This window comes from Ruegeria jejuensis (genome assembly GCF_041537905.1).
Taxonomy (GTDB): Bacteria; Pseudomonadota; Alphaproteobacteria; order Rhodobacterales; family Rhodobacteraceae; genus Ruegeria_C.
This window is the reverse complement of the sequence record NZ_JBGRUO010000004.1, coordinates 276,416-296,828: the sequence shown is the minus strand read 5'-3', so window position 1 is coordinate 296,828 and position 20,413 is coordinate 276,416. Positions and strand designations below refer to the sequence as shown.

Genomic DNA, 20,413 nt, shown 5'->3' with positions numbered 1-20,413 from the left:
CTCAACGACACCGCACATTGATTATGACACCGCCGGAGGCCCCCATGGATGGTTCGACCAGCCAAGGGAACAGCCCTCCGGCGGTGTCCGTTTGCGTGCCCGTCAGCGTGTTATGCAAACGCGCTGACTTTCTGAAAGCGGCGCGCGCGCGGCGACAGGGCACCGCCTCGATGATGGTACAGGCCCGCAAACGCGAGGCGGATGAGGCGGTCGGCATACGCGTGGGCTTTACCTGTTCGAAAAAGGTCGGCAATGCCGTGGCCCGCAACCGTGCCAAGCGGCGGCTGCGCGAGGCGGCGCGCAACGTGCTGCCCGAACAGGGCAAGTCCGGATGGGACTACGTTCTGATCGGACGGCGCGATGTCACCGCGAACCGACCCTTCGAGCTGTTGTTGCAGGACCTGCGCTATGCGTTACGCAAGCTGCATGCAGGCACGCCATGACCCTGTTTGCCCATATCGTGGCCCTTCCGGTCCGGCTCTATCGCCTGATCTTCAGCCCTTGGGTTGGGTTCAACTGCCGCTATCAGCCCACCTGCTCGGCCTATGCGCTAGAGGCGCTTGAAAAGCACGGGGCCATAAAGGGCGCTTGGATGACAGCAAAACGAATCGCGCGCTGCCATCCACTGGGTGGCGATGGGTACGACCCGGTGCCGGACGACAAGAAGAACTGATCCGCTCAGAACAGCCCGAGATTACCCTGCGTGGTGCGCGCCCGGGTCGGAATCACCTCTCGGTCCAGCCTGCCCAACAGGGTATGGTGAAGATCCTCGTAAAAGCGCGGGGCGTCAAAATACCAGCTATGGCTCGCTGATTTGCCGTCATCATAGTCGCCGCGGGTCTCTTTGAAGAATGATCCACAATAGAGGTTCACCGCCTTTTCGTGATGATCCGCTGGCATCCCTACCCGGCCCAGCCGACGTGACACGCCAACCCGCTTGATCTCGGAGACCGAGAGAATCTCGTCAAACGGGCTGTAGTAACAGGTCAGCCGTGAGCATCTGCGCATCAGGGATGACGTCTTGGGATTGCCGTCGGTGAAGGATTTCGACGACACATCCGCCGCCACAAAGGCGATCTGGCTGGTGGTCCAACTGGTCTGCGCGGTGGCATGGTCATCATCTGCGTAATCCATCGCCTCACGCACCAGAAAGGTCCCCATGGAATGGGCCAGCACATGGATATTGTAGCGGCAATCCGGCGTCTGCATCCGCGACAGCCGATTGATGCCGTGGATAAACAGCTTATCCGCAGAGCGGCGCGCATCCGCCCGGTCCGAGTTATAACCCAGCACCGATCCGTCACTTGGCCAGTCGAAGCTGAGAACCACCCCGGTAAATCCCTGCGCCTCCAGCCCGGCGCGAATCTTGCGGTGGCGTTCCAGCATCTCGAACTGCTCGGTGTTGAACCCATGCACAAAGACCACGATATGGCCGTTCTCGTCATCACTGGCTCCGGCCTCGTCCTGAACTCGGCTGACCCATTGCGAGACCGGCAGTTCGTGCTGTCGAGCGGGTTGCCCGACACCGGGCGGAATAGCCAGATAGCGCGCGCCACCCAGCCTGTTGGAATAATGATCACCGCTGCGGGCGCGGACGGAAAAGAAATAGTCCATGGCTCAAACCTCTCGAAATACAATGCTTGCCCAGCATAACACCGATCTCGGGTCTTTGCAGCGCGGCGCTTCCATGGCATATGCCCGCAAGCCTGAGGAGAGCCGCAATGCTGGACGATGACAGCGATATCCATCCCCTATTCGCCGGGGCGCCCTCGACCACCGAGTTCAAGAAGCTGCGCAAGCGGATCGTGCGCCATACCCGCGAAGCGATCGAACAATACGGTATGGTTGAGCGTGGTGCGAAATGGCTGGTCTGCCTGTCTGGCGGCAAGGACAGCTATACGCTGCTGGCGGTCCTGCACGAGCTGCAATGGCGCGGCCTGCTGCCGGTCGAGTTGTTGGCCTGCAATCTGGATCAGGGGCAGCCGGGCTTCCCTGCAACCGTGCTGCCGGAGTTTCTTGAGCGGATGGGCGTGCCGCACCGGATCGAGTATCAGGACACCTATTCCGTCGTGATGGACAAGATCCCGCAGGGTCGGACCTTCTGCGCGCTCTGTTCGCGACTGCGGCGCGGCAATCTCTATCGCATCGCGCGCGAGGAAGGGTGTTCAGCCGTGGTGCTGGGGCATCACCGCGACGACATTTTGGAAACCTTCTTCATGAACCTCTTTCACGGCGGGCGGCTGGCCACGATGCCGCCGAAACTGGTGAACGAAGAAGGCGATCTGTTCCTCTATCGCCCGCTGGCCCATGTGGCCGAGGCCGATTGCGAGAAATTTGCCACCGCGATGAACTACCCCATCATCCCCTGCGATCTGTGCGGCAGTCAGGACGGGCTGCAGCGCCAGCAGGTCAAACAGATTCTCGATCAATGGGAAAAGAACGCGCCAGGCCGCAGGCAGGTGATGTTCCGGGCGCTGATGAATGCGCGTCCCTCGCATCTATTGGACCCAAAACTGTTCGATTTTATGGGATTGAGCCTGTCCAAAGGCGAAATTGATCCAGATTCGCCTGAAATTCCGCAATTGCGTTAACACATCGCTCAGACTGGTTTTCTAAGCTCGGGCAGACGCAAATGCAAAAGGCCCTGGAAAACCGATGCAGATCAGTTCGTTATCGACCCGCCTGAAAGATCGGATCGTGCCGGTTCTGACCGGGCCTCCGGTGCTGGCCTTTTTGCCAGCGATCACATTGGGCGCCTTCTGGCTTTGGGGCGAAACCGCGCTGTTGCTGACGGCATTGGGGCTGCCGCTTCTGTTTGCGTTTGCCGGTGCTCTGGGCAAATGGCCGGTCGAGGGGCGCGGAACCCGCGATACCGTCACCGGGCTGCTGCTGCAGGACAGCTTTCTCACCGCCACCGAAGATGTCTGCGCCGAGACGGCCAGGAATGGCCAGAAATCAGCATGTTTTCTGGTCGAGCTTGACGATTACACCGATCATGTCAGCCGGCTGGGTCAGGGGGCAGCCGATCACATTGTGCAGCGATGCGGCGAACGGGTTCGATCCGTGCTGCGTGACAAGGATATTGTGGCGCGTATGGGTGACAACCGCTTTGCGATCTGCCTCGCGCCGGTGCCGCATCTTGATCTGGAACTCTCGATCCAACTGGCAGAACGCCTGCAGGAGGCGGTGGAAAACCCGATCTCGCTGGATGGATCAACCGTCTATGTCAGTTGTTCCATCGGGTTCTGTCAGTTCAGCCGGTTCGATGGCGACAGCGCCAAAGACTGGCTCGCCGCAGCCGATCTGGCCCTGGAAGAGGCGCAGCAGGCCGGACCATCCGCGATCCGGGCCTTCTCGCCACAGACGCGCCGACGTCGCGGCACCAAACCGCTGCGCGACGAGATCGGATCAGCACTGGATAACGGCCAGATCCAGCCCTGGTTTCAGCCACAAATCTCGACCGAGACCGGACATGTCGTAGGGTTCGAGGCGCTTGCGCGGTGGTCGCACCCGCTGCGTGGCAATCTGGGCACGGACGTGTTCCTGCCCCTGATTGCACAGGCGGGGCTTTTGGATCGTCTGGGGCAGGTCATGCTCTACCACTCGCTGACCGCGCTCAAGGCCTGGGACAGCGCCGATGTCCGGGTTCCGAGCGTTGGCGTGAATTTCACTGCAGAAGAACTTCGGAATCCCGCACTTGTCGAACGCATCCGGTGGGAGCTGGACCGCTTTGGTCTGACCGCCGACCGGTTGGCCGTCGAGGTGTTGGAAAACGTGTTCACGGATACGGCCGATGATACGGTCACCCGCAACATCGCCGGTCTGGGACAGTTGGGCTGCAAGATCGACCTGGATGATTTCGGCACCGGCCATGCCTCGATCGCGGCCATCCGCCGGTTCGCGATCACCCGGATCAAGATCGACCGCTCTTTTGTCGCAAAAGCCGATCGCGACCCTGAACAGCAACGCATGATCGGGGCCATCCTGACCATGGCCGAGCGTCTGGAACTGGAAACGCTGGCCGAAGGTGTCGAGACCGTCGGCGAACACGCGCTGCTGGCGCAGCTGGGCTGCGACCATGTGCAGGGCTTCGGCATCGGCCGACCGATGCCCTTCGACCAGACACTGGACTGGATCTCGGCCCATGAGGCCAAAGTGCAGGACGCGCCGCGGATCAGCCGCAAAACCGGCTGACCCGACCGATCTGCCGTTGCGATTTGACCGCGCAGACCGCGGTTTCCGGGCGATTCCGCTTGACCTTTGGTGCTGCACTCTGTTGAACCCACCGGTGACTTTTCCTGCATATGGTGGCGGTCCCCGATGGACGATCAGAACAAGAACCTCATTCTCGCAACGGCGCTCAGTTTTCTGGTGATCCTCGTCTGGCTCGTGGTGTTTCCGCCCCCCGAGCAGACCGCCCCAACCGAAGAGACGACTCTCAGCGCCCCGGAAAGCGACGTTGCGGCCGCACCGACCGCCGCAGATACCGGCGCGATCAACACCGAGGTTGTGGCCGAACCTGAATCGCCCGAGGCCCCTCGAATCGACATCGACACCCCGCGCCTGTCCGGCTCGGTCTCGCTCAAGGGGGGCCGGATCGATGAGCTGTCGCTGAAAGACTACCGTGTCTCGCTGCAACCCGATGCGGATGTCGTCGAGCTGCTGTCCCCTTCCGGCTCGGAATCGGCCTATTACGCGCTTTATGGCTGGGCCCCGGGCGCTGGCCTTGCCGCCGATCAGGTTCCGGGCGCGGCCACAGACTGGCAGCTTGCCGAGGGCGAGGTGCTGAGCCCCGACAGCCCGATCACCCTGAGCTGGGACAATGGCAATGGCCTGACCTTCAAACGCACCATCGCGATTGATGACAACTATATGTTCACCGTCACGCAATCGGTCGAAAACACCACCGGTGCCGAGGTCAAGCTGGCCCCCTATGGCGTCCTCGCACGTCACGGCACGGGTGAGGACGCGGACCTGCCCGGGCTCAAGAATTTCTTCATCCTGCATGAGGGTGCCATCGGCATGGCTGATGGCAGCCTGGCTGAGATCGACTATTCCGACATGCGCGATTTTCCGGTCGAACCGAATGAACGCGCGCAAGCCGAGGTGTTCCAGGTTCAGCAGGATGGCTGGATCGGCTTTACCGATCACTACTGGATGACGACGCTGATCCCGGAACCAGGCAGCGCGTTCAAGGCCGCCGCCAAATATGACGACCGCCGCAAGATCTATCAGACCGAAACCGTGCTGCCGACACTGACCGTGGCTCCGGGCGAGACCGCCGAAGTGCAGACCCAGCTTTTTGCCGGTGCCAAGGAATGGGAAACCATCCGCGAATATCAGCGCGAAGGCGTGCTGAAATTCATCGACAGCATTGACTGGGGCTGGTTCTTTTTCCTGACCAAGCCGATCTTCTGGCTGCTGCACAACATCAACGCTCTGATCGGCAACATGGGCTGGTCGATCATCGGCCTGACCCTGATCATCAAGGCGATCCTGTTCCCGCTGGCCTACAAATCCTACGTCTCGATGGCCAAGATGAAGGAATTGCAGCCGCAGATGGAGGCCCTGAAAGAGGCTGCTGGCGATGACCGCCAGAAGATGCAGCAGGGCATGATGGAGCTCTACAAGAAGGAAAAGGTGAACCCGGCGGCGGGCTGTCTGCCGATCCTGATGCAGATCCCGATCTTCTTCTCGCTCTACAAGGTGATCTTCGTCACCATCGAATTGCGGCAGGCCCCCTGGTTCGGCCCGTTCCGCGACCTGAGCGCGCCGGATCCGACCTCGATCTACAACTTCTTTGGCTGGCTGCCTTGGGCCGGGCCGCAACCAGACACGATCATGGCGCTGATCTTCATCGGTATCCTGCCACTGCTCCTGGGTATTTCCATGTGGCTGCAGCAGAAGCTGAACCCGGCGCCCACCGATCCCACGCAGGCGATGATCTTTGCCTGGATGCCTTGGGTGTTCATGTTCATGCTGGGCAGCTTTGCCAGCGGGCTGGTGGTTTACTGGATCGCCAACAACACCATCACTTTCACCCAGCAATACGCGATCATGCGCAGCCAGGGCTACAAACCGGATGTGTTTGGCAACATCAAATCCGGCTTCAAACGCAAACCCAAGGCTGACGAGAAGTGACGGCAACAATCCAAAGCCTCTGGCGGCACCCGATCAAGGCGCATGGCCGCGAGGCTTTGGATGAGGTGGCTCTGATCGCCGGGCAATGTCTGCCCGGCGACCGTGTTTGGGCGGTTGCCCATGAGGCCGCCAAAGTCGACAGCACCGAATGGGTCAAATGCGGGAATTTCACTCGCGCCGCCGGGTCACCACAATTGATGGCGATCTCGGCCCGTACAGAGGGCGACAGGCTGGTCCTGATGCATCCCGACCGGCCCGACCTGCGCTTTGACCCCGAAACCGACGAGGCCCCGTTTCTGGACTGGGTGAGACCGCTGATGCCCGAGGGCCGCGCCGCGCCTGCCCGCATCATCCGGGTGCCCGGCGTTGGCATGACCGACAGCAGTTGGCCCTCTCTTACGTTGTGCAACATGGCGACCCACCGCGCGGTGGAACAAAAGCTGGGCCGGAATCTGTCGATCCACCGCTGGCGCGGCAATATCTGGTTCGATGGATTTCCCGACTGGGCCGAGTTCGACTGGATCGGCAAGCAGGTCAAAATCGGCGAAGCGATCCTGCAGGTGCGCGAACGCACAACGCGGTGTCTGGCCACAACGGCTAACCCCGAGACCGGCCAGCGCGACGCCGATACGCTGGGCGCACTGGAACAGAACTGGGGCCACAAGGACTTCAGCGTCAAAGCCGAAGTCATCCAGGGCGGGCAGGTGCGCGTCGGCGACAGGTTGGAGCTGCTATGAACTCGCTTCCCTTCCCCTTGGCGGATGAGCCGGACCCGCAGACGCAGGAGCGTGGGCGCAAGCTGTTCGCTGGCGAATCGGAATTCGTGAAAGGCGTGGTTGCAATGTCCGGTCTGCCGCCCGCCAACCGGATCGAGGTCTGTTTTGCCGGGCGCTCGAATGTGGGCAAGTCCAGCCTGATCAACGCGCTGACCGGCACCAAGGGGCTGGCGCGCGCCTCGAACACCCCGGGCCGCACGCAAGAGATCAACTTTTTCACGCAAGGGCCGGACCTCTATCTCGTGGACCTCCCGGGCTATGGCTATGCCAATGCACCGCTGCCGGTGGTCGAGAAGTGGCAGCGCCTGCTGAAACAATATCTCAGCGGTCGCCAGACCCTGCGCCGCGCTTTTGTGCTGATCGATGCGCGCCATGGCGTCAAACCGGTCGATGCCGAGATCATGAAGCTGCTGGATACCAGTGCCGTGACCTTTCAATGCGTGCTGACCAAGGCCGACAAGGTCAAGGCAAAGGAACGCGAACGCGTGCTGGACCAAGTCCGCGCCGCCCTGGCGAAACACCCTGCCGCCTACCCGGAAATCGTTTTGACCTCGTCCGAAAAGGGCGATGGCATTCCGGTTCTGCGGTCGATCATCGCCACGCTGGAATGAAGCTGCGGCTGGTCATATGCCTGACCCTGATCGCGCTCGCGCTGAGCAGCTTCATTCCGCAGGGCTGGATGCCTGCGGGCAGTGGCGACAAGATGTTGCTGGTGCTGTGCGTCGGTGACGGGACGGTCGAGCGCTGGGTTGATCTCGACGATAGCGACCCGCTGCATGACGAGACCGACGAACGGATGCCCTGCGCCTATGGCGCGCTGCACTCCGCCGAACTGTTGCCGGACACCCGTCCGGTGCTTCTGCTGGCCTCAACGCAGACCGAGCGTTGGAGCCACGCCGATTTCACCCATCGCAGCGCCGGATTCTACGCGCGCTACGATGCCAGGGGGCCGCCCCGCTTTCTCTGATATCCGAAACGAAACCTTCTGAAAGCCCCGCACCGCACGGTGATGCGGGCCGTTTGATATCGAAAGAGACATGGCGATGGACACCCCCAATACGGCCGAAAGCGGCCAAGGCACACTTGCGCAAAAATTCTATTTCGCCGCATGGCGATGGCACTTCTACGCGGGGATATTTGTGATCCCCTTCCTCATCACGCTGGCGGTGACCGGCCTGATGATGATGTTTATCACCCAATTCGACGGGCGCGATGGCGAGAAGATCGCGGTCACGGTTCAGGGTGAGGCGCTCGCCGTCTCAGAACAGGCTGAGACCGCGTTGGCACAGGTGCCGGGCCGCGTCGTGGAATGGATCGGCCCCAAGGCGGACGATCTGGCCACCGTTTTCCGGGTCAAGACCGATGCGGGTCAACTGATGGTGGCGGTCGATCCTTATACGGGAACGGTGATCGAAACTTGGGACCGCCGTGCCGGATGGTACGATCTGGCCGACAACATCCACTCGACCCTGCTGATCGGCGATACCGGCGATCGGCTGATCGAGATCGCCGCCGGGCTGGCGCTGGTTCTGGTGCTGACCGGGCTCTATCTGTGGTGGCCGCGCGGCAATGCGCTTGCTGCCTTTGTCCCGAACCTCAAGGCACGCGGCCGCGCGCTGTGGAAATCGCTGCATGCGGTGGTCGGGTTCTGGATATCGCTTCTGCTGGTGGTGTTCCTGATCTCCGGCCTGTCCTGGGCCGGTGTCTGGGGCGGTATGCTGGTGCAGGCCTGGAGCAGCTTTCCCGCCGAGAAGTGGGACAATGTTCCGCTCTCTGATGACACCCATGCCAGCATGAACCACGGTAATCAGAACGACGTGCCCTGGGCGCTGGAACAGACACCGATGCCCGCCTCCGGCTCTGATGTGGGCGCAGATGGCGTTCCCGCCGGTGCTGCCGTGACCATCGATACCGTCGTCGCGCTTGGCCTGTCGCTGGGCATGGAAAACCGGTTCCGTGTTGCCTATCCCGGTGGTGAAACGGGTGTCTGGACCCTCAACCGCGACAGCATGAGCGGGGATTCGACCGACCCGATGGTGGACCGCACCATTCATGTGGACCAATATACCGGCAAGATTCTCGCCGATGTGCGGTTCGAGGATTATTCGCTGATGGGCAAGAGCATGGCCGTCAGCGTGCCATTTCACATGGGGCTGATGGGCACCTGGAACTTTGTGCTGAACGTGGCGTTCTGCCTCTCGGTGATCTTTATCTGCGTCTCGGGCATTGTCATGTGGGTCAAGCGGCGCCCCTCGCGCGCAGGCCGTCTGGCCGCGCCGCCGGCACCAGCAGAACTGCCCTTCTGGAAAGGCGCGGTGTTTATCGGGTTGCTTACCTCGATGGCCTTCCCGCTGGTCGGGTTGACCCTGTTGGCTGTGCTTGCATTCGATCTGCTGGTGCTGAGCAACATCCCGGCGATGAAACGCGCGCTGAGCTGAACACGTGCGCCGCGCCGCCCTTTGCGGTGGCGCGGCGTGTTTTGTCCCATCCGGTCTTGGCAGTTTTGGTGAAACCTCCTAACAGGGGGTCAAAGGACCATTACCATGAAGAAACAGAAGATGAACCGCGATTGGATTGCCACCGCCGCCACCCTGTCCAGCGCTCTGCCCTATCTGCAGCGCTATGACGGGGCCATCGTCGTGATCAAGCTGGGCGGCAACGCCATGGGCAGCGACGAGGCGATGGAAAGCTTTGCGCGCGACGTGGTGCTGCTGCGCCATGTGGGTGTGAACCCGGTTGTGGTGCATGGCGGCGGACCGATGATCAACGCGATGCTGGACAAGCTGGAGATTCAGTCCGAGTTCGTGAACGGCAAGCGCGTCACCGATGAGGCAACGGTCGAAGTGGTCGAGATGGTGCTCTCCGGTGTGGTCAACAAGCGCATCGTGCAGGCGATCAACGCTCAGGGCGGCACGGCCGTGGGCCTGTCGGGCAAGGACGCGCATCTGATGCAATGCGAGCAGACCGATGCCTCGCTGGGCTATGTGGGAACGCCCGCCAGGATGAACCCGAAACTGCTGAGCGATCTGTTCGCCAATGACGTGATCCCGGTGATTGCGCCGCTGGGATCGGGCCCCGAGGGCGAAACCTTTAACGTCAATGGCGACACGGCGGCCGGGGCGGTCGCTTCGGCGCTCAAGGCCGACCGGCTGCTGTTACTGACAGATGTATCCGGCGTGAAGAACGCCGCTGGCGAAGTGGTGACCGAGCTGAAAGCGGGCCAGATTCGCGAGATGACCCGCGAGGGCACCATCGCGGGTGGCATGATCCCCAAAACCGAAACCGCTTTGGACGCGCTGCACAATGGCGTGCGGGCGGTGGTCATTCTGGACGGCCGCGCACCTAACGCGGTGCTGCTCGAACTGTTTACCGAGCACGGCGCCGGATCGCTGATCCGACCGGATTGATGGACCAACCCGCGCTGCACCGGATCGAAGCACTGGCCGCCGAGCACGGCCTGATCGTGATGGGGGCTTTCCACCCGAGGCAGGTCTACGGGCCCGAGCATGGTACGGGCACACTGGTTCTGCTGGGTGCGGGACCTGCATTCTGGCGGGTCTTCTCCAACTCTACAGAATATCGCGACGGCGATCCGCATCCGGTTGACCGCTGGTCAGAACGTGTCGTTGGTGCGCTTGCGCGGCAGCTTGATGTCGCTTGCAGTTTTCCCTTCGGCGGGCCGCCTTATGAGCCATTCATAGACTGGGCGCTGAAATCCGGGCGGTGCTGGCAAAGCCCGGTGGGGATGTTGGTGCATGATACAGTCGGGCTGATGATCTCGTTCCGGGGCGCGCTGCATCTGGACGACGAAATACCGCTTCCTGCCCCTCCGTCCACCGCACCCTGCACGACCTGCGAGGCACCCTGCACGACCGCCTGTCCGGTAGGCGCTCTGAGCGCGCAAGCGCCCTATGATCTGGCCGCCTGTCACGGTTTTCTCGACACCGAGGCGGGCACCGCCTGCATGACCCAGGGATGCGCCGCACGCCGCGCCTGCCCCGTCAGCGCCGGAGCCGGTCGCACCGACGCGCAATCCGCCCTGCATATGAGAGCTTTTCATCCCACATGACACGCACGCTCATCCTGACCCGCCATGCGAAATCCAGCTGGGACCATCCCGCCCTTGACGATCATTCGCGCCCTCTCAACAAGCGCGGACGCGCGTCGGCAAAGGCGATAGGGGGCTGGCTGTCCGACAAGCACTATCTGCCCGATGCGGTGCTCAGCTCGGATTCGATCCGCACGCGTGAAACCTGGGACCGCATGGGGCTAACCGCCACACAAACGGTCTTTACCCGCGACCTCTACCACACCGACGCGCAGGGGATGATGCACGCGTTGAACCAGGCGACCGGGCACTGCGTTTTGATGTTGGGCCACAATCCCGGTATCTCGCATTTCGCGGAACAAGTGGTGAAGGCCTCGCCGCCCCATGACCGGTTCTTCGACTACCCCACCTGCGCGACCACGGTAATCGCCTTTCCGGTGGAGGAATGGGCGGATGTCACCTGGCAGAAGGGTACAGTTCTGGATTTCGTCATCCCGCGCGAGTTGCTGGTATAGAAAAGGCGGGGCCAAACCCCGCCTCGTCTTACGTTCAAGAAGTGTCTACCCCAACTCAGTGCCCGAGGATCTGGCTCAGGAACAGCTTGGTCCGCTCACTCTGCGGGTTGTTGAAGAACTCTTCGGGTTCGTTCTGTTCCACGATCTGACCCGCATCCATGAAGATCACGCGGTTGGCGACCTGACGGGCGAAGCCCATCTCATGAGTCACGCACAGCATGGTCATGCCTTCCTCGGCCAGTTCGATCATGGTGTCGAGCACCTCTTTGATCATCTCCGGGTCGAGCGCCGATGTGGGTTCATCAAACAGCATGATCCGCGGCATCATGCAGAGCGAGCGCGCGATGGCCACCCGCTGCTGCTGACCGCCTGAAAGCTGGCCGGGATACTTGTCAGCCTGCTCGGGGATCTTCACTTTCGTCAGGAAGTGCATCGCCCGTTCTTCGGCCTCTTTGCGGGGCGTCTTGCGCACCCAGATCGGAGCCAGCGTGCAGTTTTCCAGAATGGTCAGATGCGGGAACAGGTTGAAGTGCTGGAACACCATCCCGACCTCGGAGCGGATCTTGTCGATGTTCTTGAGGTCGTTGGACAGTTCCGTGCCATCCACCACGATCTTGCCCTGCTGGTGTTCCTCCAGCGCGTTCAGGCAGCGGATCAGGGTGGATTTGCCGGACCCCGACGGCCCCGCGATCACGATCCGCTCGCCCTGATTGACGGTCAGATTGATGTCACGCAGCACATGGAAAGACCCGTACCACTTGTTCATGCCGGTGATTTCGATGGCGACCTCGTCGCTCACCTGCATTTTGGTGCGGTCGATTTCGCGTTCGATTGCAAGTTCAGACATTGGGCCCTCCTTAACGATGGCCGGTTTGGAGCTTACGCTCCAGATACATGGAGTAACGGGACATGCCGAAGCAGACCACGAAGAACAGGAAGCCGATAAAGGCGAAGAGTTCCCAGTAGATGCCGTTCCAGGCCGTGTCGGCACGGATCGCACTGGACAGGCCGATCACATCGAACAGGCCGATGATCGATACCAGCGTGGTGTCCTTGAAGATGCCGATAAAGGTCGACACGATCCCGGGGATCGAGATCTTCAGAGCCTGTGGCATGATGATCAGCCGCTGTGCCTGCCAGTAGTTGAGGCCAAGCGAATCCGCCCCCTCATACTGACCACGCGGCAAAGCGGCGAGGCCGCCCCGGATCACCTCGGCCATATAGGCGGCCGAGAACAGGGTCATCATGATCATCACCCGCAGAATGATGTCGAAATTCGTGCCCGGCGGCAGGAACAGGTTCAACAGCAGCGAGGCCACGAACAGGAGCGTGATCAGTGGTACGCCCCGGATGAACTCGATGAAGCCCACGCAGAGGTATTTGACAATCAGCAGGTCCGATTGACGGCCCAGCGCCAGCACGATGCCCAGCGGCAGCGAACAGCCAATGGCAACAACGCCCAGCAGAAGTGCCAGCATGTAGCCGCCAAATTCCCGACTTTCGACCGAAGCGATTCCAATCGGGATAACTGAATTGATTGCACCTGCGACCGGGCCAGCCAGGAACAGCCACCATAGCACCGGCAGTAGAAATGCAGCGATCAGCGCGGTCAGGCCCCCTGCTACGGGCAGCAGAAACCGGTATGCCAAGTATCCGATGCCAAACCCGGCAGCCGCCATAAGCGGACCCCAGATTGACCCGCCCCACATCAGCCAGACCAACAGAAATGGATAGGCAGCTGTCAGGTAGAGCAGTTTGGACGAGACCTTCTCGGCATACAAAATCGGACTCAGTGCCACGAGAAGCAGCACAAGCGCCAGGATTGGACGCCAGTAGAGCTCGGGCGGATAGAAGCCGAACAGCATCTGCTGCCACCGCTCGTTGATCACGGCCCAGCAGGCGTGCCCATGTGTGGTGCCCCATGTCGCCATCATGATCTCGCGACACTCGGTGAGCGAGTTGGCATTCCAGACCGACAGGAAGGTCCAGGACAGGATGTTCGATAGCACGTAGTAGACGAACACAAGTGAGACGACGGTCAGGATCGAATTGATCCAGGTCGAGAAAAGGTTCTCGCGCAGCCATCCCAACACGCCAACTGTCGAGGCTGGCGGGTCCTGTTCCGGGAGCATTTCGGTGCGGACAAAACTTTGATTGCTCATATCACCGCTCCACCAGTTTGACACGTTCGTTGTACCAGTTCATCACCGCCGAAATGCTCAGCGAAATGCAAAGATAAACCAGCATCAGCAGCAGAACGCATTCCAGCTCGCGCCCGGTCTGGTTCATGGTAATCCCGCCTAGCGTGCCGGTGATGTCCATGTAACCGACCGCAATGGCCAGGGATGAGTTCTTAGTCAGGTTCAGATAGTTCGAGATCATCGGCGGGATAATCACCCGCAGCGCCTGTGGCAGGATCACCAACCGCATGATCCGTCCCTGACGCAGCCCCAGCGCCGCTGCGGCCTCGGTCTGGCCATGGCTGATAGCAAGGATGCCACCGCGTACGATCTCGGCAATGAAGGCCGCCGTATAAAGCGACAGGGCCAGCCAGAGCGCGATCAGTGAATTCCGCAGATGGGTGCCACCGGTGAAGTTGAACCCTTTGAGTTCGGGGTACCCAAGATGGAAGCCCAACGCGATCAGCAGGATCAGCATCGGCACAAAGAGAAGGCCCAGTAGGATGTGCCAGATCTTCGGCCGATCACCGGTCTGCTCCTGGGTCTGGTTTGCCCAGGCAGTGACCTTGCGCATGGCAAAGATGCTACCTGCCAGAACCACAATGATCGCGATCAGATCAAGCGACACATCAAAGCGCATCGCGCTTTCGCCAAAGAAATGGATATCCCCCAGAGAGCGCGAGAACAGCGCCTCGGGGATGTAGACACCGCGATTGGTGACAGCGATCGTATTGAACAAGTCCATCGTCGCAGTTGGGTTGTCGCCCCGGAACGCCCTTGGTGCCGGAAGGCTTTCGATCAGGATGGCCATCGCAAACACGATCCAAAGAAGGACAGGCACGTTGCGGAACATCTCGACATAGACGGTCATGATCTTGGCGATCAGCCAGTTCGATGACAGGCGCAACACGCCAACCAGAACACCCACGATGGTGGCTGTAATACAGCCCAGAACAGCCACAACCAGCGTATTGAGCAATCCGATGAAGGCAGCGCGCAGGTGGCTGTCGCGGGAATCATATTCCAGCAGCCGTTGGTTGATGTCGTAGCTTGCCGGTTCGCTGAAGAACCCGAACTCGACCGGTTTGCCCAGCGCTTCGAGGTTCTGGATCGTGTTGCTGAGCAGCCATGCCGCCAGCAGCATGAAGCCCATTAACGCAACGACCTGGATCGTGGCTGACCGATAACGCGTATCATAAAGGAGCATGGACAGCCGGAAATGCTCCTTCGGCGGGTCAGTGAGTGTCGTCATGACCTATGGTTTCCCCGTAACAATCCGGTGCTGAAATCGGCGGGGTTTGCCCCCGCTCGCAAATACCGGGTTTGTTTTTTGTGAAAATGAAAAAGGGCGCAGGATGTCCTGCGCCCTTTTTTGCGGCTTCTTAGCGGAACGGCGGCGAGTAGAGCAGGCCGCCATCGGTCCATTGCGCGTTCAGGCCGCGCGCCAGGCCGATCGGGGTGTCTTCGCCGATGTTCTTCGCAAAGATTTCACCATAGTTGCCGCCGGCAGCGATCGCACGCTGTGCCCATTCGGCATCCAGACCCAGCATCTCGCCCAAGGTACCTTCGGTGCCCAGCAGACGCTTGATTTCCGGGTTTTCGGTGCTGGAGGCGATGTCGTTGATATTCGCCGAGGTCACGCCCAGCTCTTCCGCCGAGATCAGCGCGTTCAGCGTCCAGCGGGCAACGTCGCCCCATTCGTGGTCGCCATGGCGCACCAGCGGACCGAGCGGCTCTTTCGAGATGATCTCGGGCAGCAGGATATGGGCCGAAGGATCTTCGAAGGATGCCCGTGTCGCAGCAAGACCGGACGCGTCGGTGGTGTAGACGTCACAGGCACCGGCCAGATACTGCTGCTGCGCTTCGGCGTTGGTTTCGATCGGGACCGGCTCGTAGCTGATGTTGTTGGTGCGGAAGAAATCCGCCAGGTTCAGCTCCGTGGTCGTACCGGTCTGGATGCACACGGTCGCGCCGTCCAGTTCCTTGGCCGAGGACACGCCGAGTTCCTTGGGAACCATGAAGCCCTGACCATCGTAGTAGTTCACCCCGATGAATTCGAACTTCAGGTCGACATCGCGGCTGAACGTCCAGGTGGTGTTACGCGCCAGCAGGTCGATTTCACCCGAGGCCAGAGCGGTGAAACGTGTCTTGCCCGTGGTCGGCACAAATTCGACGGCATTGGGATCACCCAGAACCGCCGCTGCCACCGCACGGCACATCGACACGTCGAAACCTTTCCATTCCCCATTGGCATCTGGCGCTGCAAAGCCAGCCAGCCCGGTGGTCACACCGCAGTTCAGCTTTCCGCGCGCCTTGACGTCGTCCGCAGTCCCCGCCATTGCAGCACCTGCTGCAAGAGTGACGACAGTGGCCGCGCCCACAAATATGGTTTTTTTCATTTTTACCTCTTCCTGATTTTCCGCCCCCTTGCGGGACGGCTCGCCGGCCTGAGTTGAGCCGGAGCGTATACCGAAAAAGGGATCTCCCCTTCAGTGGGGCCAAGTTTGGGCGCATTCATCAATAAACGTCAAGGGTTCGATCACCGAAATAAATACGCACAGGCTCAGATTGCCCCTGGGTCAGGCGACCGGATCGGCCATGTAATCTCAGGCTGAAAGGTCGAAGAAGCGTTTCGCGTGCAAAAACGCGTTGCGCTTTATCTCTGCGTGTGCGGTGGCCTCGTCATCGCTGCCCCACTGCTCTTCCTGCCAGCGCTCATCAATCCGCGACAGGTGCCAGATTTCTTCGGCTTCGCGCCAGTCCATGGCCGCCGCAAAGCCCAGAAGCAAGGAGCCGGAAATGCTCACAAGGTCATGAAACGCCGCCAGTTGGAACGCATCCAGCGCGTGAACGCGGTCTGACAGCGAGGCCAGCGCCTGGGCGGGTTGCGGGCTGTGAACAACGCCTTGCAGCGCGGTCAGGCGGGCAGCGAGCGCGTCAGCGGCCCAATCCAGCACCGGGTCCCAGGCTTGCGCTTGCCTGTCGGCAAGCCCCTGGGGATGCGCCGCGCGATAGCAGACAAGATCGGTATCGCCATAAGCCGCCAGCATATCCGCGACCTCGGCATGTTGAATGCGCACCTTGTCGATAGCCGCATTGGCCGACCGTGTGACCGGCATCGACATCGGATCGATACGGCCTTCCTGCGCGTCCCATTCCAGCGCCACCGCGTCGGCCATGGCGCGCGTGGGCAGAATCAGCTGGGCCTTTGCCGGTGTTTTGACGCCCCGCCCGTCCAACTCGACACGAAAACCGTCCTGCATCGCGACCACAGCGCTGCCCGTCCAGAACCGCTTGGCTGCCCACTCACTCATGATCCACCGTCCAGAATTTGTTCAACACGCCCGCTAATTGAGCGAAATCTCCAACCATGTGCTGCGCCGATCCCAGCGCATCGCGGTGATGATATCCCCAGGTAACCCCGATACCGGCCACGCCTGCGGCTTCGGCCATTTGCATGTCAAAACTGGTATCACCGATCATGACCGTATCACCCCGCGACACGCCGATCTCGGCCCGCGCAGTGTCGATCATCGACGGGTGCGGTTTTGATGGATGGTGATCCGCCACCTGCCGGGTCACGAAGATCCGCTCCAGCCCATGCGCCTCGATCAACGCGTCCAGGCCGCGCTTGGATTTACCGGTGGCGACCCCAAGCAGAACATCGGGCGTCTCGTTCAACTGCTCCAGCAGACCCCGTGCGCCGGGATAGAGCGGAGAATGCGCCGCGCCCTGCGTGAGGCGCAGATCGTGATAGGCCTCTTTATACCCGCTGACGAGCCGGTGCTGCGTGTTCTCATCCGCGTCGGGTGCCAACGCCTTCATCAGCACCGGCAGCGACAGGCCGACACCGGACAACAAGGCCGGGCGCGTGGGCGTTTCCAACCCGGCGGCGCTGAAGGCCGAGCGCATCGCGCCAACGATAGTAGCCTGACTGTCAACCAGCGTGCCATCCACATCGAACAGGATCAGGCGCAGCGGCGCGCTCATTGCAGCGCCTCAAACGGGTCATCCGCGGCCAGATCCTCGGTCCAGCCCAGCGTGTCCCAGCTGTCTTTCATATGTTCGGGCAACGGCGCGGTGATCGAGACCGGCTTGCGTGTCACCGGATGTTCGAACGCGAGTCGGCGCGCATGCAGGTGCAGCTTCTTGCTGATGATGCCGCCCAATTGCGCGCCCCAGCCATCGCCCAGATTCTCCTGACCTGAACCGCCATATTTGCCGTCCCCGATGATCGGATGCCCCATCCCGGACATATGCGCGCGCAGCTGATGGGTGCGTCCGGTGAGCGGCTCCATCGCAACCCAGGCGGCACGACCTGCAACGCGGTAGAGGGTAGCATAAAGCGTATGCGCGCGCTTGGCGCCCGGTGTGTCGGCGATCTCGCTGGGGTGGACGATGATCATCTTTTCGCCCTCTCCCTTGGGGCCATGCCCGCCCGCCTTGACCAGTCCGGCCTTGATTTCGCCCAGATAGGGGGTCGGAACGCCTGCGACCAGACCCCAGTAAATCTTGCGCGTGTTGCGGTGGCGGAAGGCGGCAGTCAGGGATTTCGCGGCCTCACGGGTCCGCGCCAACAACAGAACGCCCGAGGTATCCTTGTCAAGCCGGTGTACAAGGCGCGGGTTTTCATCATAGCCGAACCTCAGCGCCTCGCCCAACCCGTCCACATGCCGGGTCTGGCCGCTGCCGCCCTGCACCGGCAGGCCCGGCGGCTTGTTCAGCGCCATGATGTGATCGTCACGATAGATCACGCAGGACTGGATCATCTTGGCATCGGCGTCAGAAATACGCGGTTTGACTTCGGCGGGCTTGTGATCGGCATCCGGCAGCGGCGGCACCCGCACGCTCTGGCCGACCTCCAGCCGGGTCGAGGCCTTGACGCGGCCGCCCTCAACCCGCAATTCGCCCTTGCGGCACATCTTTTCGATGCGGCCCTGGCTGACATGCGGAAACAACCGGCGCAGCCAGCGGTCCAGCCGCTGGTCGCCTTCGTCTTCGCCCACGGTGATCAGTTGAACGCCGCTCATGTCCACATCCCTCGTGCCAGGTAGAGGCCAAGCATCAGCGCCCCGATCGACAATCCAACAGACAGCGCCACATAGAGCGCCGCGTGACCAAACGCGCCCCGCTCATAAAGTGAGACCGCTTCCAGCGAAAACGCGGAGAAGGTGGTGAAGCCGCCCATGATCCCGGTCATGATGAACGGGTTCAGATGCGTCAGCCCGCGCTGCGCTGCGGTCACCACGAAAAACCCCATCACAAACGAGCCGATGACATTAACCAGCAGGATCGCCACAGGGAATTCCTGCGGGCCGAAGGCACGAAACAGGCCCACGCCGGTCAGGAACCGCAGCGAAGCCCCGATTGCGCCACCGAGGGCCACATGAACAAGCGAAGATAACATGCGCGGTCTGTCGCGCGCACGGGCGAGGATGTCAAGTTTCGCGGCGCTTCGCGCGCAGGTTCGCGAAGTAATCCAGCCGCTTTTTCAACTCGCGCTCAAAGCCACGTTCGACCGGCTGATAGAGTTCCGGCCGCTCAACCCCGTCGGGAAAGTAATTCTGCCCGGAAAACCCGTCTTCGGCGTCATGGTCATAGTCATAGCCCGCGCCGTATCCCTGATCCTTCATCAGCGAGGTCGGCGCATTCAGAATGTGCTTGGGTGGCGGTTCGCTGCCGGTCTTCTTGGCCAGCCGCATCGCCGCCTTGTACCCCACATAAGCCCCGTTCGATTTCGGCGCGAGCGCCAGATAGACCACCGCCTGCGCCAACGCCAGCTCGCCCTCGGGGCTGCCCAGCCGTTCATAGACCTCCCAGGCGTGCAGGCAGATCGACTGCGCCTGCGGGTCAGCCAAACCGATATCTTCGACGGCCATGCGGGTGATCCGGCGCGCCAGATAGCGCGGGTCTTCGCCCCCTGTCAGCATACGCGCCAACCAATAGAGAGCAGCATCGGGATCAGACCCGCGTACCGATTTGTGCAGCGCCGAGATCAGGTTGTAATGCTCATCCCCGGACTTGTCGTATTTCGCCGCCCGCCGCATCAGACGCGCCGACAGCGCATCCGGGTCGAGCGGCGCGTCGACACGCCAGGCCGCGATCTGTTCCACCAGATTGAGCAGCGCGCGCCCATCACCATCGGCCATTTCCAGCAGGGCGCGCCGCGCCTCTGTGGCCAGAGGCAACGTGGTACCCAGATCCTGTTCGGCCCGTTCGATCAGCCGCTCAAGCTGTGCGCCGTCGAGCCGTTCCAGCACCAGCACCTGCGCCCGGCTGAGCAGCGCCGCGTTCAGCTCAAAGGACGGGTTTTCGGTGGTCGCGCCCACCAATAGGATCGTGCCGTCCTCCATATGCGACAGGAACCCGTCCTGCTGCGCCTTGTTGAAACGATGGATCTCGTCGACGAATAACAGCGTGCCCTTGCCGTTCTGCCGCCGCAGCTTGGCGGCTTCGAACACTTTCTTCAGGTCCGGCACGCCGGTGAAAATGGCGCTGATCTGCACGAAATGCAGATCGGTCTCCTGCGCCAGCAGCCTTGCGATGGTGGTTTTGCCCACACCGGGCGGCCCCCAGAGGATCAGGCTGGACAGCGCGCCCGAGGCCAGCATCACACCCAGCGGTGCCTCTGGACCCAATACCTGGTCCTGCCCCACCACCTCGCTCAGCGTCTGCGGCCGAAGCCGGTCGGCCAGAGGCCGGGGCGGTGCATGATCGGGTGCGGCAGCACCGGTATCGAACAGGTCAGCCATG

At 61.5% G+C, this 20,413-nt stretch carries 22 protein-coding genes; 12 read left to right on the top strand and 10 right to left on the bottom strand.

The features are described from left to right. Window positions 1-23: 23 nt before the first annotated feature. Window positions 24-443 (top strand): ribonuclease P protein component, encoded by a 420-nt coding sequence (gene rnpA / locus AB1E34_RS07425; protein WP_372571701.1) that lies wholly within the window; start codon window positions 24-26, stop codon window positions 441-443. Then, window positions 440-673, top strand: a complete 234-nt coding sequence (gene yidD / locus AB1E34_RS07420) for a membrane protein insertion efficiency factor YidD (RefSeq protein WP_372571700.1) — start codon at window positions 440-442, stop codon at window positions 671-673. Before rnpA ends, yidD begins: the two co-directional genes overlap by 4 nt. Window positions 674-678: 5 nt before the next feature. Here the strand turns inward: yidD and AB1E34_RS07415 are convergent, their stop codons facing one another. Beyond that, window positions 679-1,614, bottom strand: coding sequence for an alpha/beta fold hydrolase (locus tag AB1E34_RS07415; protein ID WP_372571699.1), 936 nt, complete (start codon window positions 1,612-1,614; stop codon window positions 679-681). A 107-nt stretch (window positions 1,615-1,721) separates the two neighbouring features. On the opposite strand from AB1E34_RS07415, the gene ttcA reads away from it, so the two are divergent. From ttcA to AB1E34_RS07365, 10 genes are all read left to right on the top strand, one after another. Then, the gene (ttcA, locus tag AB1E34_RS07410; RefSeq protein ID WP_372571698.1) at window positions 1,722-2,591 is read left to right on the top strand and encodes a tRNA 2-thiocytidine(32) synthetase TtcA; all 870 of its coding nucleotides are present in this window, start codon (window positions 1,722-1,724) and stop codon (window positions 2,589-2,591) included. 64 nt (window positions 2,592-2,655) lie between these two features. Then, window positions 2,656-4,194, top strand: coding sequence for a putative bifunctional diguanylate cyclase/phosphodiesterase (locus AB1E34_RS07405; RefSeq protein ID WP_372571697.1), 1,539 nt, complete (start codon window positions 2,656-2,658; stop codon window positions 4,192-4,194). Window positions 4,195-4,320: 126 nt separating this feature from the next. Further along, complete coding sequence (gene yidC / locus AB1E34_RS07400) at window positions 4,321-6,141, top strand: membrane protein insertase YidC (RefSeq protein WP_372571696.1); 1,821 nt, start codon at window positions 4,321-4,323, stop codon at window positions 6,139-6,141. Beyond that, window positions 6,138-6,878 (top strand): MOSC domain-containing protein, encoded by a 741-nt coding sequence (locus tag AB1E34_RS07395; protein ID WP_372571695.1) that lies wholly within the window; start codon window positions 6,138-6,140, stop codon window positions 6,876-6,878. Before yidC ends, AB1E34_RS07395 begins: the two co-directional genes overlap by 4 nt. Beyond that, window positions 6,875-7,528, top strand: coding sequence for a ribosome biogenesis GTP-binding protein YihA/YsxC (gene yihA, locus AB1E34_RS07390; protein ID WP_372571694.1), 654 nt, complete (start codon window positions 6,875-6,877; stop codon window positions 7,526-7,528). The genes AB1E34_RS07395 and yihA overlap by 4 nt, the downstream gene beginning before the upstream one ends. After that, window positions 7,525-7,884 (top strand): DUF2946 domain-containing protein, encoded by a 360-nt coding sequence (locus AB1E34_RS07385; RefSeq protein ID WP_372571693.1) that lies wholly within the window; start codon window positions 7,525-7,527, stop codon window positions 7,882-7,884. Before yihA ends, AB1E34_RS07385 begins: the two co-directional genes overlap by 4 nt. Before the next feature lie 76 nt (window positions 7,885-7,960). After that, window positions 7,961-9,355 carry a PepSY-associated TM helix domain-containing protein gene (locus tag AB1E34_RS07380; protein WP_372571692.1) on the top strand — a complete coding sequence of 465 codons (1,395 nt, stop codon included), beginning with the start codon at window positions 7,961-7,963 and terminating at the stop codon, window positions 9,353-9,355. Between the two features lie 105 nt (window positions 9,356-9,460). Beyond that, window positions 9,461-10,324: an acetylglutamate kinase gene (argB, locus tag AB1E34_RS07375; protein ID WP_372571691.1), complete on the top strand. Its 864-nt coding sequence runs from the start codon at window positions 9,461-9,463 to the stop codon at window positions 10,322-10,324. After that, window positions 10,324-10,986, top strand: a complete 663-nt coding sequence (locus AB1E34_RS07370) for a ferredoxin (protein WP_372571690.1) — start codon at window positions 10,324-10,326, stop codon at window positions 10,984-10,986. The genes argB and AB1E34_RS07370 overlap by 1 nt, the downstream gene beginning before the upstream one ends. Then, window positions 10,983-11,480: a SixA phosphatase family protein gene (locus AB1E34_RS07365; protein WP_372571689.1), complete on the top strand. Its 498-nt coding sequence runs from the start codon at window positions 10,983-10,985 to the stop codon at window positions 11,478-11,480. Before AB1E34_RS07370 ends, AB1E34_RS07365 begins: the two co-directional genes overlap by 4 nt. Window positions 11,481-11,535: 55 nt before the next feature. Here the strand turns inward: AB1E34_RS07365 and AB1E34_RS07360 are convergent, their stop codons facing one another. The 9 genes from AB1E34_RS07360 to AB1E34_RS07320 all read right to left on the bottom strand — a co-directional run bounded on the left by AB1E34_RS07360 (window position 11,536) and on the right by AB1E34_RS07320 (window position 20,412). Beyond that, the gene (locus tag AB1E34_RS07360) at window positions 11,536-12,327 is read right to left on the bottom strand and encodes an amino acid ABC transporter ATP-binding protein (RefSeq protein ID WP_306202036.1); all 792 of its coding nucleotides are present in this window, start codon (window positions 12,325-12,327) and stop codon (window positions 11,536-11,538) included. A 10-nt stretch (window positions 12,328-12,337) separates the two neighbouring features. Then, the gene (locus tag AB1E34_RS07355) at window positions 12,338-13,642 is read right to left on the bottom strand and encodes an amino acid ABC transporter permease (protein WP_372571688.1); all 1,305 of its coding nucleotides are present in this window, start codon (window positions 13,640-13,642) and stop codon (window positions 12,338-12,340) included. 1 nt (window position 13,643) lies between these two features. Then, a complete protein-coding gene (locus AB1E34_RS07350) occupies window positions 13,644-14,912 on the bottom strand; it encodes an amino acid ABC transporter permease (protein WP_372571687.1) in 1,269 nt (422 codons plus the stop codon). A 130-nt stretch (window positions 14,913-15,042) separates the two neighbouring features. Next, window positions 15,043-16,059 (bottom strand): amino acid ABC transporter substrate-binding protein, encoded by a 1,017-nt coding sequence (locus AB1E34_RS07345; RefSeq protein ID WP_306202042.1) that lies wholly within the window; start codon window positions 16,057-16,059, stop codon window positions 15,043-15,045. Between the two features lie 207 nt (window positions 16,060-16,266). Continuing rightward, window positions 16,267-16,974 carry an ATP12 family chaperone protein gene (locus tag AB1E34_RS07340; protein ID WP_372571686.1) on the bottom strand — a complete coding sequence of 236 codons (708 nt, stop codon included), beginning with the start codon at window positions 16,972-16,974 and terminating at the stop codon, window positions 16,267-16,269. Further along, the gene (locus tag AB1E34_RS07335) at window positions 16,967-17,650 is read right to left on the bottom strand and encodes an HAD-IA family hydrolase (RefSeq protein ID WP_372571685.1); all 684 of its coding nucleotides are present in this window, start codon (window positions 17,648-17,650) and stop codon (window positions 16,967-16,969) included. Before AB1E34_RS07335 ends, AB1E34_RS07340 begins: the two co-directional genes overlap by 8 nt. After that, a complete protein-coding gene (locus AB1E34_RS07330) occupies window positions 17,647-18,690 on the bottom strand; it encodes an RluA family pseudouridine synthase (RefSeq protein ID WP_372571684.1) in 1,044 nt (347 codons plus the stop codon). Before AB1E34_RS07330 ends, AB1E34_RS07335 begins: the two co-directional genes overlap by 4 nt. Next, window positions 18,687-19,067, bottom strand: coding sequence for a fluoride efflux transporter CrcB (gene crcB, locus AB1E34_RS07325; protein WP_372571683.1), 381 nt, complete (start codon window positions 19,065-19,067; stop codon window positions 18,687-18,689). Before crcB ends, AB1E34_RS07330 begins: the two co-directional genes overlap by 4 nt. Before the next feature lie 31 nt (window positions 19,068-19,098). Beyond that, window positions 19,099-20,412 (bottom strand): replication-associated recombination protein A, encoded by a 1,314-nt coding sequence (locus tag AB1E34_RS07320; protein ID WP_372571682.1) that lies wholly within the window; start codon window positions 20,410-20,412, stop codon window positions 19,099-19,101. Between the last annotated feature and the right edge of the window lies 1 nt (window position 20,413).

Coding starts and splice junctions, on each gene's coding strand:
- yidC (WP_372571696.1), top strand. CDS start 4,321: ATGGACGATCAGAACAAGAACCTCATTCTCGCAACGGCGCTCAGTTTT.
- AB1E34_RS07345 (WP_306202042.1), bottom strand. CDS start 16,059: ATGAAAAAAACCATATTTGTGGGCGCGGCCACTGTCGTCACTCTTGCA.
- yidD (WP_372571700.1), top strand. CDS start 440: ATGACCCTGTTTGCCCATATCGTGGCCCTTCCGGTCCGGCTCTATCGC.
- AB1E34_RS07330 (WP_372571684.1), bottom strand. CDS start 18,690: ATGAGCGGCGTTCAACTGATCACCGTGGGCGAAGACGAAGGCGACCAG.
- AB1E34_RS07385 (WP_372571693.1), top strand. CDS start 7,525: ATGAAGCTGCGGCTGGTCATATGCCTGACCCTGATCGCGCTCGCGCTG.
- crcB (WP_372571683.1), bottom strand. CDS start 19,067: ATGTTATCTTCGCTTGTTCATGTGGCCCTCGGTGGCGCAATCGGGGCT.
- argB (WP_372571691.1), top strand. CDS start 9,461: ATGAAGAAACAGAAGATGAACCGCGATTGGATTGCCACCGCCGCCACC.
- AB1E34_RS07335 (WP_372571685.1), bottom strand. CDS start 17,650: ATGAGCGCGCCGCTGCGCCTGATCCTGTTCGATGTGGATGGCACGCTG.
- AB1E34_RS07415 (WP_372571699.1), bottom strand. CDS start 1,614: ATGGACTATTTCTTTTCCGTCCGCGCCCGCAGCGGTGATCATTATTCC.
- AB1E34_RS07380 (WP_372571692.1), top strand. CDS start 7,961: ATGGACACCCCCAATACGGCCGAAAGCGGCCAAGGCACACTTGCGCAA.
- AB1E34_RS07365 (WP_372571689.1), top strand. CDS start 10,983: ATGACACGCACGCTCATCCTGACCCGCCATGCGAAATCCAGCTGGGAC.
- AB1E34_RS07370 (WP_372571690.1), top strand. CDS start 10,324: ATGGACCAACCCGCGCTGCACCGGATCGAAGCACTGGCCGCCGAGCAC.
- AB1E34_RS07360 (WP_306202036.1), bottom strand. CDS start 12,327: ATGTCTGAACTTGCAATCGAACGCGAAATCGACCGCACCAAAATGCAG.
- AB1E34_RS07340 (WP_372571686.1), bottom strand. CDS start 16,974: ATGAGTGAGTGGGCAGCCAAGCGGTTCTGGACGGGCAGCGCTGTGGTC.
- AB1E34_RS07405 (WP_372571697.1), top strand. CDS start 2,656: ATGCAGATCAGTTCGTTATCGACCCGCCTGAAAGATCGGATCGTGCCG.
- AB1E34_RS07350 (WP_372571687.1), bottom strand. CDS start 14,912: ATGACGACACTCACTGACCCGCCGAAGGAGCATTTCCGGCTGTCCATG.
- ttcA (WP_372571698.1), top strand. CDS start 1,722: ATGCTGGACGATGACAGCGATATCCATCCCCTATTCGCCGGGGCGCCC.
- rnpA (WP_372571701.1), top strand. CDS start 24: ATGACACCGCCGGAGGCCCCCATGGATGGTTCGACCAGCCAAGGGAAC.
- AB1E34_RS07320 (WP_372571682.1), bottom strand. CDS start 20,412: ATGGCTGACCTGTTCGATACCGGTGCTGCCGCACCCGATCATGCACCG.
- AB1E34_RS07355 (WP_372571688.1), bottom strand. CDS start 13,642: ATGAGCAATCAAAGTTTTGTCCGCACCGAAATGCTCCCGGAACAGGAC.
- yihA (WP_372571694.1), top strand. CDS start 6,875: ATGAACTCGCTTCCCTTCCCCTTGGCGGATGAGCCGGACCCGCAGACG.